Consider the following 13,595-nt stretch of genomic DNA (forward strand, 5'->3'; position numbering starts at 1 on the left):
TGCAAGGACATACCCTGATTTACTCCAGGCATTAGATGCGGCATTCGCAGAAGTGACGATAGAGAATTTACTCGGTTGGTTTACTCACTGCTGCTACTGTACTTCAGAAGACTGATAACCGCTATAAAATCTTAGCCAGCCGTTTAAAAGTAGACCCAGAGAAAGTATCTGTGAAGAACCAAATCGCCTAATATTATTAAACAAGTGCGATCGCACTTATTCTGTTTACTAACTGTCTTGTCAAAAGTGCGATCGCTCTAATATCACATTATATTGGCTTATAAATCCCCAACATATACAGCACTTAGCATTTTCATGAATCATACGTAGAGACGTTACATGTAGAGACGTTACATGTAACGTCTCTACAGGATTTCGGGTTTTATTTATGTACTTCATGTACCTGAAATTTGCTGTATAACCACATCGGGGAGCATCTTAATGAATTCTTTTTCTTACCAGTTCTGGAATTTGAGACGGGCGTTCAGCTACTGGAACGTGTACTTCTTTTAAAGCATCTAATTTACTTTGAGCTGTGCCAAAGTTAGAATCTCGTCCTATAACCGTTGCTAAAGTTCCAGTTTGACGCCAACTTTTTACTGGTGGTGCTTGTCTACCAGCAATGTAAGCAATTACTGGTTTATCAATTGCTTCAGCAATGTAACGCGCCGCAGCTTCTTCACTACCCCCACCAGGTTGACCGACTAAAACGATCGCTTGTGTAGTTTCATCCTCATCCAAAATTTGCAACCATTGCAGAAACGATGAACCAACGATCGCATCACTACCAATGCTGACACTAATCGACTGCCCTAAATTAGCTTTAGTCAATTCGTAGGCAATTTCATAAGTAAGGGTGCTGCTACGGCTGACAATACCCACTGGCCCAGGAGTATAGAATTCATTAGGGTGAGTTCCTAAAAGAATTTTTCCCGGTACAATAATTCCAGGACTATTTGGCCCCACTACAAGGGTTTCACAGGACTCGGCTTTGCGAAGTAATTGCACCATATCCAAAGGCGGCACACCAGCAGTAATAATAATTATCTGGTGGATATTAGATGCGATCGCTTCCAATGCTGCATCTAATACTTGGAAAGGGTGTACACAAATAATGGTCGTGTCAATTGCTCCAAATTCCGTTATCACCTCTTCCACCAAGTCAAATACTGGCAGATCGTTCAGTAGCTGTCCACCACATCCAGGATTGACACCAGCCACCAAATTCGTGCCATAAGCTTTCATTTGAGCAATATGAATTCCTGATATGAATTCACAAAAGCCTTGAATTAGCACTTTACTGTCTGGTGTTAAGTTCATAAAAAATTACCGTAAGTTTGATAACCAAATAATTACGAATTATTTTGACGGTCACTACTTCTTAGAAGTGGGTAACTTAGCCAAACTAACTGCTTTGTCTACTGCCTCATCTAAATTTTCTACCACTATTAGCGCATCGGTGTGGGTGTTTAGTGTTGCTAAATATTCTCTAGCGGCATTAAACTCAGAACCAGCAAGACGGATAACTAAGGGTGGAAAGTGAATCTCTCGGCGGCTTTTAGTGCCATTCGAGCGTACAACCTGTGATTTGAGTTCACTTTTGTCTTGCTGCACAAATTTAGCTATGACTTCAGTTACTTCTTCAGATTGAGGAATGCTACCCAAGAAGTTAATTAGTATCACTTGAATGCTTTTGTCAGCGTCCAAGATTTTTAGACCTATATCTAAGCGATCGCGAAAAGTAGTTGGTGCTATATCTGTAAGGAAAGCATGACGTAAATTCAAACAAACACCAGGTTTACCGCCAGCATTGGCGACTAAATCCAAGGTTGCCATTACCGAACCAGCGCCATTACCCAAAATACCGATTTTACCGTGCATTTCTACACCATCCCAGTCGCCTAAAATGCCATTAATTTCAGTACTAGTATGACGGCTGATGATGTTTGCTGTCATTTGGGCGAGATCTGGATGACGCTTAATTGCTCGTTCATTAACCCTGACTTTACCATTTAGAGCCATAACTTGATCAGCAGCATTAACTGCCAAAGGATTAATTTCCACTAAATCCAGGTCTTTTTGCACAAATAACTGATACATTTTTTCCACAACGCTGCTTACCGACTGCATTAGCGTTCCCTGCAAACCCATTTTCAAAGCTAGTCGTCGAGCATAAAATGGAGAGAATTCTTGTTCAACGACAACATGTACCATTTTTTCCCCAGCCGATTCCCAATCAATATTAGCTTCTTTGCAACCTAAAAGTACTGGTCGGCAAACAGCAGTATCTAAAACCACTGCTAAATAAAATTCCTGGTTGGCATCGTATTGAGATTCTGCTAGTAAGACTTCCGGTAACTCGCCCCAAATTGGTAAATTGAAGATACTTTGTGCCGCAGCGATCGCATCAATGGTCGTTTCCGCAAACCTGACACCACCAGCTTTTGCCCGTTCTGCTCCATGTACTTGAGATTTTAGTACAATCGGAAAGCGAATTTTTAAACGTTTCAAATCTGTGGGATGGTCAATTCTTTGGGAGGGCAATATAGGAATGCCTATCTTTCCAAACCATTCTTTAACTTGGTACTCTAATAAATCCATTGACGCACCTTGTATTGATACTTTCAAAACATTTGATTGGTGCTGTCTTTCCTCTTTTGCAGCACCTGAGTTACATAATTAGGTTTTGACTAACTATAAAAATTCATTTTTCATCTATCAATTTTATCGAATTCAGCAGATGAGGTAAATTAATTTCTATTACCAACCCATTTGTGCCAGGTCAACCAGACGCGATTAATCTCCTCAGTAAGTTCCTCAGCATAGAAGATAACTAGCATTAATGTCAAAAACTTCTGTAGGAGTCGGGGGTAAAGACGTGATTATACTCTTACGAGAAGCCACTCTTTGAGCCTCTAGGTGTCTGTATCAGAAGTCAGAAATCTTTTTTCTTGTTTCCTCTTCAATAAGTAATATCTTTGAATGCAACTGCGGATGACACAACATTGTTTCCTTGGTTTGTAGTCAACTATTTATCGCTCTGTGTAGGATTTTAAAGGGATAGAGCCGCTTAATACAAGCTTTCACTAAATTAAGTCCTTATACTTACTATGAATTATTACTATGAATTAATGGTCACTAATAAGACCGTTAAAATCCTCAAAAACTTTATTATTCCCATTTTTTATTTGTAATTTCTGCTTTTGGACAGATTGTCTAATTTCACATTTAGTAGAGCAAAAATGTAGCCAAGCGAACAATTATTACTACTCATTTAATTTTTGGTTAAAAGACGGAATTTATGTTAGAAAGTTGGTCGTTCTGATTTTCAAGCTGTGGTTGGTTAAAACTGTGCATCTGTATTCAACAAACGGAAAAAATTCATTTCCTACCCTTAAAAATAAAAAAAACTATATAGAAGATCACCGGGAAGCTCTATGAAAGTAGCAGTTCAGGAGGAAGATTTACGGCTTTTAGCCAAAACTTTGCAAGAACAATTGCTTGTAGAAGTGCCATCGGTTGAAGTCTTCCAAGTTAAGTGTGGCGTCAATAAAGACGAGTTAATGATTCTAACGCAACATTCATCAAGTACGATAGTTGACTCTCAAACAATCTTTGCAATCCTTGAGGAAGTACTCCAGTCTTTAGCACCCCATAGAGAACAGCGGGTGCAATGTTTTCTCAGAGTCTTGGGCGAAAAACTCCCTTATGCCAAACGTTTTTTAATAGTGAAGCAGGGGGGGAGTGGGGGAGTGAGGGAGGTAAATAAACAATTACTCTTTCCCGCCTCTTCATCGCCAGCTGTTGATGAGATTAAGCAAGAGGAACCGTTTGACCCGTTTGTAGGTGCGCCAGATTTGTCGGTTTCCAAGCCAGCACGCCAAGTTAAAGCTATTATGCTGGGTGCAGTGGTAGGAGTTGTAGTCTTAGCTGGCGGTGCTTACTGTCTAACTCGCCCTTGTGTGATGTCTAAGTGTAAGGAAGTTCAAATTGCTGAGCAATTAAAAACCGAATCCCAGCAACTGATGCGCCGCGCCAAGTCAGAAAATGAATTGTTAGCGGTGCAACAGCGACTTCAGGCGGCCAGTGTCGCCCTGAAACCGATTCCTCGATGGTCGCCCCATTACCAGCAAGCAGAAGAACTAAGAGCAAGTTTGTCTGGGCGAGCAGAAAAAATTAACCAGGTAGTTAAGGCTTTGCAGACTGCATCGATCGCAGCACAAAAAATTAAAACTCCCGCAAATAGTCTAGAGGAATTACAAGCTAGACAACATTTATGGCGACAAGCGATCGCGCCATTAGAGGCTGTAAGTCCCAACAGTGAACTCTATGGACTCGTGCAAGCAAAATTGCTGGATTATCGTGTTAAATTGCACACTTTAAATCAGCAGATGCTCGCTGCGGAAAAATGGTTGAAAAAACTCACAGCAGCTAAAGCTGTAGCCAATACAGCCGCTAACCAGGAAGCCACAGCTAAATCTTTGAATAACTGGCAAAAAGTACAGTCTACTTGGCAGGTGGTAGTTAATGCTTTGAATGTGATTCCCCAGACTAGCCAAGGATACCAAGAAGCCCAAAAGCTGCTAACAGAGTATAAACCTAAATTAGCAGCCGCACGCGATCGCACTACCAAAGAACAATTAGCTGCTAAAACCTACCAACAAGCCATTAGCACTGCCAATCAAGCCAAAGCTTATGAACAACAAAATCAATGGCAAGCAGCGGCTACATACTGGGATCAGGCTTTGCACGCTGCTAAACAGATATCTCGTGATAGCTTTTACTACACTCAAACTCAGACTCTCGTCGAACCCTACTCAGTTGCTCTCAAGAATGCACAAGAGAAACTACAACTCAGCAGCAATTTACAACAAACCCGCACTGATCTAGATAAAACTTGTATTAATGAAATTCAGATTTGCACCTTTAGCTTAGACAACGAAGGAATTATTGTCCGGTTAACTCCTGAGTATGACCAAGTAATCCAAAATAGCTTGACCAATTCTGATACAGAGAACCTAACTACTTCTGTTGACGCTACCAATCACTTGCAAACTTTACGCGAAGCGCTAGCCGTAATTAGTGACAATGCCAATTTACCCCTTTTTCTCTATGATGCTCAAGGTCAGATAGTTTATGTGCGGACGCTGGAAGGGTAGTCTATTACCTCACTGAAGTGAAAACCGCTATATCCCTCTTGGTAGATTATTAAGGAGAGACTTGAATCAACTGGTAGTCTTTCACTGTACCGACAACCCGGTGAGGTGTAGATAATTCTGGAGGCTTTTTTGTATAAATCCAAGCATAGCTAAAAGCAGGTACTTGGGAAATAGTGTCTACTCGTTGACCGTGAATAGGAGTATAAAAGTTTAGCAGTACAGCGTTTTTCCCACCTACTTGTACAAAATAGATGGGATGAGTTTGGAGAATTGAGGCGATCGCAGTTTGTTGTAAAAAAGTTCTATAAGCAGGGTTATAATCACCCAGAAAACCCATATTACCAGCTACAGCCAAAGCTAACCAACAGGGAATTAACCAACTAGCTACCCAGTAACGAGCTGTGAGAAACTTATAACCAAAATGGTAACGGCCAATCCACACCACAGGCATCATTAACCAAGCTAACCCCACAATCAAGCCGATTGGTGAGTACTTGCGGATATCAGCATTACCGCTAGCTAAAGCGACTATACCCCCTAATAAAAGTACAATACCTAACACACCACAGACATAACTAAGGTTACGGGGAAGATCCCCAGCTATCCTTGCAAAGGAAGTTAATAAATTTCTTCTCCCCTTTTGAAGAGGAGATTTAGGGGAAATTTTTCGGGATGTCAGTCCTATTTGATAAATTCTACCCAACCAATTTAAACCCACCGCCGCAAGCATTGCTATGAAGGGATAAAGGCAAAGACTATAGTGAGATAAACGAGTCGAGAACAGACTAAGTTCCGCAAATAATACAAGTGGAAAACCTACTAATATAAGTTGATAGCGAGGAAGGGGACGGCGTAACGCCAACACTAAGCCTAAAAGACTTAAAAAAAACCAAGGAAATGATTTTAAAGGGATATTCCAGACATAGAAAAATGCTCCATTGTGGTTACGGTCTTCAGAACCTAGATCCACAACAAACTTAAACAACTGCCCATAACTCAAATTACCGTAACGCAGCCAGTTCAACCACAGCCAAGCCAAGGTAGGAATTAAACCTACCATTAAACCTAAATACAAAATTGGATTAGCAAGATGACGATGACGGCGATGTTCCCAGATAAAATAAGGGAATAAAGCCATGATTGGTAATAAAATCATAAAGCTTCTAACTAAGAAGCCCAACCCTAAACTTAAACCAGCAATAAAACTCCAAAAATAATCATATTTAGGATACAATTCAGCTTTTAATAAAGACCAAATAGCTAAAAGTACCAATAAAATCATCGGTAAATCAGGCGTGCCTAAGCGACAGTATTGCAACCAGAGAAATTCCACACTCAAAATCGCACCAGCCAGCCAAGCTACTTTTTTACCCAGCAAAATTTTGCCGATTTCATATATAAGTAATAGGCTAAAAATGCCAGCTATCATAGTAGGAATTCGTCCACTGGCTTCGCTGATGCCAAACAACTGGTAGGAAGCAGCAATTAACCAATAGGGCCCAGGAGTTTTATGATGAGCATTGCCCCAAGGAGCTATCCAATCGCCAGAATCCAACATCTGGCGTGCTCGCCAAGCATACAGCCCTTCATCATGTGCCATCAGGCTATTCTCCCCAGAACTGAATAGCAACAAGGGGAGTATCCAAAGTAACAAACTAACATAAGGTAATATTGCTGCTAGGCGCATTTGCCGCCACATAGGCTGCAACGACTGTAGTCTATACAACATTGGATTAATCCGAATTGAATACTTTTGCTTGGATTCGCCGATCGCGGTTCTCAGTTGTCTACAATACTCTTTTGTTTAGGAGTCAGCAGACAGGAGAATTATACATTTTGGCTACTGGTATCTGGTTATTGATTTATGAAAAAAATTCAGTACATCTTTATTACTTCTTCTCCATGCCCCATGCCCCATGCCCCATTCTCCATTCCCTGTCTCTACGAGTCAGTTCACGAATCAAATCGGATTACTATATATGTCTTGCTTTTATTAAAATATGTTACAGAACCATTGTTCAAAATATTACCTGAAATTGATTCAATTTTGGGAAGAAAGTCGTGCAAAACAGAGATTTATGATGCTAAGACCAAATGAACGCCTAAAATTAGATGACACAAACGACAAGCTGTTTTATGACTATCCCCGCTTTGTTACCCATGTCGATGAAGGATTTATTCAACAGCTGACGGATTTATATCGCGATCGCCTTCAACCCAACACGCGCATACTTGATATGATGAGTAGCTGGGTATCTCATCTACCAGAAGAGTTACAGTTTGCCCATGTTGAAGGACACGGACTAAATGCCGAAGAGCTGGCACGTAATCCGCGCTTAAATCATTATTTTGTCCAAAATATCAACGAAAATCCTCAGTTACCTTTACCAGACCAGGATTTTGATGCCGTTCTCAACTGCGTTTCAGTGCAGTATGTGCAATACCCAGAAGCAGTATTTTCCGAAATTCATCGGATTCTTAAACCTGGTGGCGTTGCAATTATCAGCTTTTCTAACCGGATGTTTTTTCAAAAGGCGATTCAAGCTTGGCGGGATGCTTCTGAAACATATCGAGTTGAATTAGTCAAACGCTACTTCGCCTCAGTCCCAGGATTTTCTACTCCAGAAGTTATTGTCCATAAGTCAAAAGCGCCGGCTGTTTTACAGTGGTTGGGTGCAGCCGGAGGAGATCCGTTCTATGCTGCGATCGCTCACCGCATTCAGTAGTGCTGAGTGCGGAGTAAAGAATTTTCCTCCATATCTGTTTGCTCCCCCTGTCTCCTAACTCTTATTTTCTCCAAATGATCCACCAACGGGAAAATAAATAACTCTAGATACCCAACAATAATGATCAAAAAGTGAATTTTCTGGTTCAAACTGACAACAGCGCAGATAATTGCCTCAAACTCAAGATAAGGAGAAACTAGAGATGATTTTAACCCGTAAGCGTAGGATTTTAGCTGCTTTGTTGCTGTCAGTTGTACTATTGACTACAGCTTGCACTCCAAAAGCACCAGGACGTTTTGACCAGGCGCAACAAGAAAGCAGCCGACAAAAGAGTGGTCAAGCGGTTGCTAAAAACGCCACTCAAGGCGATAAATTTAATAAATTCTTCCCATCTACTGAAGCCGGCTACCAGTCTGTGTATACTCAAGAGAAAAAAGGCTTTGCCGAAGCGAAGTTGAAAAAAGACGGCAAAGATTTAGCAATGCTGTCTATTTCTGATACAACTAGCACACCGACAGCAGCGGCAAAATTTTCAAATAGCACCAAAAAAATTGGTGGTTATCCAGCAGTAGAACAAGGTCAAACACAAACTGCTGTTTTAGTAGGTAAGTATCAAGTGAAAGTACTTTCTCGCTCACCGTCATTTACAGCGAGCGATCGCGCCACTTGGATAAGTAAATTTAATCTTGATGGTTTAGCCAAACTGAAATAATCAAAACTACCAACATTCAAGTAACAAAACCGAAATTAGGAGATTTTTGTGAGCAAATCGATTATTGAGTTGGTTGATGAATTGCCTACCAACAACTTGACCATTTCTATGTTAAAATCCCTCGATTTTGTTGCTCCTGGTGAGTGGCAAAATACTGTTGGCTTTGTGAACACCATCAAGACTGTCACTGGCGAAACTGACGAGGACTTAATCCAGCAAATTGGCGAACGAGCGATTTATCTTTACAATGATCGCTCTCAAGGATATCAAACAGCCTTGTGGCTTTATCAAACTGTTGATGGTACAGATAAAGCCATTGGTGCAGCAGCTTTAGCTAACAAAGTTGGTGAGAAAATTCCCCTTTTGGGTTTTTTAAATTCTGTTACTCCTAAACCTGATAAAGCTCAAACTATCGATTTAACATTGAAATTAGTCGCTGAATTAGTAGCTTTCTGCCAAATCAACGGCATTCCTGGAGATAGTATTGGGGATTTTGTCGCCTCTTTAGGTGAGTATAGTGGTGAATCACTCATCCGCATGGTAGCTTTAGTTTGCGTTGATGGTTTGATACCTTTAGGGCCAGACTTCATCAGCAAAGCGATATCCGGTCTGAACCAAACAAATCCCCAGGAGTTAGAAAAAAACTCGACTTTCCAAAATATTAAAGATGTGATTCCAGGTAACAATCCTGCCGGCAAACTAAACTTTATTGGCGAAAGCTTTGACTCAGTTAAAGGTTGGATGAGTGGTATCGTCACCACCAATAATTTAACGCCACAAAAAGTTGCCCATAACTTGCAAGGTTTTGTAGAAATTGCTGATGATAAATTAGACTACCTAGCGGCGTTCTTGGATATGTCAACAAATTACTATGAACACACAGGCACACAAACTCTAGCGCGTCGCTTGATTGAACGAGCTGTAGCTGAGATTTAAGTGGATAGGTAATTATGTAACATCCAATACTTCTCGGTTAAAGGGGAAAGGGTGAATTTAAACCCTTCTTTTCCCAGACTACGCCAGAGGTGAAGAGTACTGATCCGAGAAGTATTGGGTAATCATCTTTTACTCGTTAGGAGTGGATGATTATGCGTTCTGGCTGTCAAGAGTCAAAAGTTTAGATTTACTTGGTACTCTGCACTCTTCATTAGAAGGCTATTCCCGGAATCTTAAACAACATCATTTATGGCAATTCGATATCACTGTCAAGACTTCTGCAAATAGTGATAGTGTTTATCTGTTCCAGCAAGTTGTTAATTTTGTTATGTTTAAGGTATTAACATCTGCTCTTAAACTATTACCTATCAGAAAAATCCCAGCTTTTTTGTCAACAACTTTTTCGTATTGCTCTCAACCCGAAGCTTTAAAATCATAAAACTGTAAATACGCTAAAACTTCACTGGCGCTGAGTCTGAGCTTTACCAATGAGTATGGATTTTATAGGAGAACTACTGGATGGACGCTACAAAATCCTGAAACAACTGGGTGAAGGAAACTTTGGCGAAACCTACTTGGCTAGAGATCACAAACGTCCCAGCAAACCTTTATGTGTAGTTAAGCGGCTCAAACCAAAGCATACTCATCCTAAGATACTGGAACTATTTGAGCAGGAAGCAGTAATGCTGGAGAAATTAGGCGAACATCCTCAAATCCCCCGGTTACTGGCTCACTTTCCTGTGCAAAATGAACTGTACATTATCCAAGACTACGTAGAGGGACACACTCTCAGAAAAGAAATTGTGCGGGGAAAGCAACTTCCAGAGAGTGATGTCACCAAACTGTTACAGGAAATTTTGGAGGTGCTAGTCTTTGTTCATCAACACAATGTAATTCACCGAGATATTAAACCCGAAAATGTGATGCGGTGTAAACAGGATGGCAAGCTTTTCTTGATTGACTTTGGCTCGGTCAAAGAACTTGGCACCTTCTCGATTAATCTTCGGAAGTTAATTCGTAATACTGTCTTTATTGGCACTCTAGGCTATATACCCGCTGAGCAAGCCAGAGGGAAACCCCGCCTGTGCAGTGATGTCTATGCTTTAGGAATGATGGGTATTGAAGCCTTGACAGGAATTCCACCCTATCTTCTGCACGAAGATTCCGGTACTGGAAAACCCCTCTGGCGTGACTGTGTTCGAGTGAGCGATCGCCTAGCCGATGTTCTCGATACAATGGTGTGCGATAATTACACTCTGCGCTACCAGTCAGCAGTTGAAGCATTGGAAGCACTCACATCAACTACAGTGTTGCCCTTATCACTGCCAGCAGTACTCTCGCCATCACCTCCAACCTCAAACTTCAACTCGACATTTGGATCGCAGTTTGATATAGAACTATTTGAGTTTGATCAAACTGAACTTGAAACAACAATCTTACCTTTGCAGCAATTTGAGTTTGAGATAGCTACTGTTTGTTTAAAACAATCTGTCTCCACAATTACCTATGACATTAACCGGACTCGTGGATCAGCTCAATGCTTTGTTGAAGATTTAGGTAATAGCATCACCTTAGAGATGGTATCTATTCCTCGTGGGCAATTCCTTATGGGTTCTCCAAAGGATGAACCAGAACGATTTGATTCTGAGAGTCCACAGCATTCAGTAACAGTCCAATCCTTTTTTATGGGTAAGTTTCCAGTTACCCAAGCACAATGGCGAGCAGTTGCAATGCTTCCCCCAATCAATCGCGATCTTGATCCTGATCCCGCTAATTTTAAAGGGATAAACTATCCAGTGGAGCAAGTTTCTTGGGATGATGCAGTAGAGTTTTGTGAGCGGCTATGTCAGGAAACAGGACGAGAATATCGGCTTCCTAGCGAAGCCGAGTGGGAATATGCCTGTCGTGCTAGAACCACTACCCCCTTTCATTTTGGTGAAACTCTCATCCCCAGCTTGGCAAACTATAACAACAACTCTATCTACAGCGCTGGCTCTCAAGGGACAAATTATGGGCAAACGAGCTTAGTAGGAAGTTTTCCAGCAAATGCCTTTGGGTTATACGATATGCATGGCAATGTGTGGGAATGGTGCGCGGATCACTGGCACGACAATTATGACGGCGCACCCTCTGATAGTAGTGTGTGGTTGTCTAATGATGAGAGTCAGTCTCGTTTGGTTCGAGGTGGTTCTTGGAAAAGCTCTTTGAGGCTGTGTCGGTCTGCATATCGCAGTTGGAATCCTCAAGATGGTCGGGGTAATCTCCTCGGTTTTAGGGTTGCAGTTTCTTTTTAGACATCTCCAGAAATTAAATATGCGTTCTTTATAAACCTTGTAGAAACGTTTCATGGAACGTCTCTACATTTAATTTCTGCAAGCCGCACACTCGTGACTTCTATTCAGGAGTTAGGCGCTCCATATTTCTATTTCTATATTTATAGGACTTACGAATTATTCTCCTGTGGAGCTTGTGCAATTGCTGTCAACTTAGCTAAAGACTTAGCCACTGCCACAGCTTGCTCTGATGTTTGATTAGCAATACTCGCAACTTCTAGAATAGACTGGCTGGCAGCGGTTGAAGTTTCCACTTGGTTGGTTGCTGCTTCAGTCAGTCCCTCAACTAGTGCGTTCACCTGGGTACTGATGACGTTAATTTGATTAAGTTTTTGCTGAGTTTCTGTGACTCCTTGAGTAAGAGCGATCGCCTGTTCCTTTCCAGCCTCCATTAACGCTACGACTTCGTTATTTGCTGTGTGAATTTCTGCAATCACGGATTGGATTTCTGCAATGTCGGTATCCAACTGCTGCACCAAGGAAAGGACTTTCTCTGCAATAGAAGCATCTCGCGCCTCACCAGTACGGACTGCTTCTAGGGCGACTTTCATAACATGGAACTTGATCTGTGCTCCAACCTGGCTGAGCAGGCTCACTCCTTGCGAGAGATGTTGAGAAGGCTGGTCTAAGCGCTTAACTCTTGCAGCAGCTTCTATAACCGTCGATCGAATCGCCCAAATGCTTTCTCCAACCAGGTTTATGCCCTCCTGCCCATCCTTTACCGTGTCACTGAGCTGCTGTTCCTGATGTTCTGCTTGTTGGATACAAAGGAGCATTTCGCGAGCCGAATTAGCCAATGCGTGAATTTGATTATATGCAGATGTCAAAGACTCCATCTGGCTAAGTGTCTCAGAGGAGAGTGTTTCGACAATAGTTTCACTATCCCTCAATAGTTCTGATGCTTGATGCTGGAGCGCTTCTTTTTGTTGTTGCTGCTCGTAAAAGGCGGATTCGACGGATTGATATGCCTGTTCTACCTGGTCTAGGAGCCTAGCATGATCAAGAGCAAATCCCACCTGCATGGCTAACTGAGCGAGCAAATCAATTTCAAACTGCTGCCACTCCCTAGGTGCAGAACACTGATGGGCAATCAGTAAACCAAACAACTGGTCATCCTTAAGAATGGGTGCAACTAAATTCGCCTTCACAGCAAAGGGTTCTAGTTGGCTGATGTGACAAGCGCTCAGTCCTGCTTCATAAATGTTGTTGGTTGCTCGAACTCGACCCGCTTGGTATTGTTCGACATAGCCCTCGGCAAAACAAGGGTCTTTGATGTTGGCTCGCAATGCTTTAGGAAAGCCTGGAAGTACTGCTTCGGCAATCACTGTGCCATACCAGTTGGCATCAAAACCATAGACAATCACTCGGTCAGTGCTGATTGCTTTGCGAATTTCGTCAACTGTGGTTTTTAGTACATCTTCTTCGTTGAGCGATCGCCGAATTCGACGGGTAATATCTGCAATTAAATGGGTTTGCATTCCTTCAGCATCAATGCGCTGGAGCAGTCTAGCATGGTCAAGGGCAAATCCTATCTGCACAGCTAACTGAGCAAATAAATCAATTTCAAACTTCTGCCACTCCCTAGGTGCAGAACACTGATGAGCAATCAGTAAACCAAACAACTGGTCATCCTTAAGAATGGGTGCAACTAAATTCGCCTTCACAGCAAAGGGTTCTAGTTGGCTGATGTGACAAGCGCTCAGTCCTGCTTCATAAATGTTGTTGGTTG

Annotated in this window: 10 protein-coding genes; 6 read left to right on the forward strand and 4 right to left on the reverse strand. The window is 41.8% G+C overall.

Annotated features, from left to right (window positions below):
• Window positions 1–438 precede the first annotated feature (438 nt).
• Together IQ246_RS24230 and IQ246_RS24235 are read right to left on the reverse strand one after the other, a co-directional pair.
• A complete protein-coding gene (locus tag IQ246_RS24230) occupies window positions 439–1,320 on the reverse strand; it encodes a CoA-binding protein (RefSeq protein ID WP_194005878.1) in 882 nt (293 codons plus the stop codon).
• A 54-nt stretch (window positions 1,321–1,374) separates the two neighbouring features.
• Entirely contained in the window at window positions 1,375–2,601 is a 1,227-nt protein-coding gene (locus IQ246_RS24235; protein ID WP_194005879.1) for a succinate--CoA ligase subunit beta, read from the reverse strand.
• Window positions 2,602–3,437: 836 nt separating this feature from the next.
• Between IQ246_RS24235 and IQ246_RS24240 the strand changes: the two genes are divergently transcribed.
• Complete coding sequence (locus IQ246_RS24240; RefSeq protein ID WP_194005880.1) at window positions 3,438–5,159, forward strand: hypothetical protein; 1,722 nt, start codon at window positions 3,438–3,440, stop codon at window positions 5,157–5,159.
• Window positions 5,160–5,208: 49 nt separating this feature from the next.
• Here the strand turns inward: IQ246_RS24240 and IQ246_RS24245 are convergent, their stop codons facing one another.
• Window positions 5,209–6,888: a glycosyltransferase family 39 protein gene (locus tag IQ246_RS24245; RefSeq protein ID WP_194005881.1), complete on the reverse strand. Its 1,680-nt coding sequence runs from the start codon at window positions 6,886–6,888 to the stop codon at window positions 5,209–5,211.
• Between the two features lie 135 nt (window positions 6,889–7,023).
• Between IQ246_RS24245 and IQ246_RS24250 the strand changes: the two genes are divergently transcribed.
• From IQ246_RS24250 to IQ246_RS24270, 5 genes are all read left to right on the forward strand, one after another.
• Complete coding sequence (locus tag IQ246_RS24250) at window positions 7,024–7,257, forward strand: hypothetical protein (RefSeq protein ID WP_194005882.1); 234 nt, start codon at window positions 7,024–7,026, stop codon at window positions 7,255–7,257.
• Window positions 7,238–7,885 carry a class I SAM-dependent methyltransferase gene (locus IQ246_RS24255; protein WP_194005883.1) on the forward strand — a complete coding sequence of 216 codons (648 nt, stop codon included), beginning with the start codon at window positions 7,238–7,240 and terminating at the stop codon, window positions 7,883–7,885. The genes IQ246_RS24250 and IQ246_RS24255 overlap by 20 nt, the downstream gene beginning before the upstream one ends.
• 202 nt (window positions 7,886–8,087) lie before the next feature.
• Window positions 8,088–8,597 (forward strand): hypothetical protein, encoded by a 510-nt coding sequence (locus IQ246_RS24260; RefSeq protein ID WP_194005884.1) that lies wholly within the window; start codon window positions 8,088–8,090, stop codon window positions 8,595–8,597.
• Window positions 8,598–8,645: 48 nt separating this feature from the next.
• The gene (locus tag IQ246_RS24265; RefSeq protein WP_194005885.1) at window positions 8,646–9,533 is read left to right on the forward strand and encodes a hypothetical protein; all 888 of its coding nucleotides are present in this window, start codon (window positions 8,646–8,648) and stop codon (window positions 9,531–9,533) included.
• A gap of 488 nt (window positions 9,534–10,021) precedes the next feature.
• The gene (locus IQ246_RS24270; RefSeq protein WP_244142145.1) at window positions 10,022–11,827 is read left to right on the forward strand and encodes a bifunctional serine/threonine-protein kinase/formylglycine-generating enzyme family protein; all 1,806 of its coding nucleotides are present in this window, start codon (window positions 10,022–10,024) and stop codon (window positions 11,825–11,827) included.
• A gap of 149 nt (window positions 11,828–11,976) precedes the next feature.
• Here IQ246_RS24270 and IQ246_RS24275 read toward each other — a convergent pair.
• On the reverse strand, window positions 11,977–13,595 hold a 1,619-nt coding region (locus IQ246_RS24275; RefSeq protein WP_194005886.1), incomplete at its 5' end, for a GAF domain-containing protein.

Source organism: aff. Roholtiella sp. LEGE 12411, from assembly GCF_015206995.1.
GTDB lineage: Bacteria > Cyanobacteriota > Cyanobacteriia > Cyanobacteriales > Nostocaceae > Komarekiella.

Excerpts from the sequence above, each read along its gene's own strand:
- IQ246_RS24270 (WP_244142145.1), top strand. The coding sequence starts at position 10,022 with ATGAGTATGGATTTTATAGGAGAACTACTGGATGGACGCTACAAAATC.
- IQ246_RS24245 (WP_194005881.1), bottom strand. The coding sequence starts at position 6,888 with ATGTTGTATAGACTACAGTCGTTGCAGCCTATGTGGCGGCAAATGCGC.
- IQ246_RS24255 (WP_194005883.1), top strand. The coding sequence starts at position 7,238 with ATGATGCTAAGACCAAATGAACGCCTAAAATTAGATGACACAAACGAC.
- IQ246_RS24260 (WP_194005884.1), top strand. The coding sequence starts at position 8,088 with ATGATTTTAACCCGTAAGCGTAGGATTTTAGCTGCTTTGTTGCTGTCA.
- IQ246_RS24230 (WP_194005878.1), bottom strand. The coding sequence starts at position 1,320 with ATGAACTTAACACCAGACAGTAAAGTGCTAATTCAAGGCTTTTGTGAA.
- IQ246_RS24250 (WP_194005882.1), top strand. The coding sequence starts at position 7,024 with ATGAAAAAAATTCAGTACATCTTTATTACTTCTTCTCCATGCCCCATG.
- IQ246_RS24235 (WP_194005879.1), bottom strand. The coding sequence starts at position 2,601 with ATGGATTTATTAGAGTACCAAGTTAAAGAATGGTTTGGAAAGATAGGC.
- IQ246_RS24240 (WP_194005880.1), top strand. The coding sequence starts at position 3,438 with ATGAAAGTAGCAGTTCAGGAGGAAGATTTACGGCTTTTAGCCAAAACT.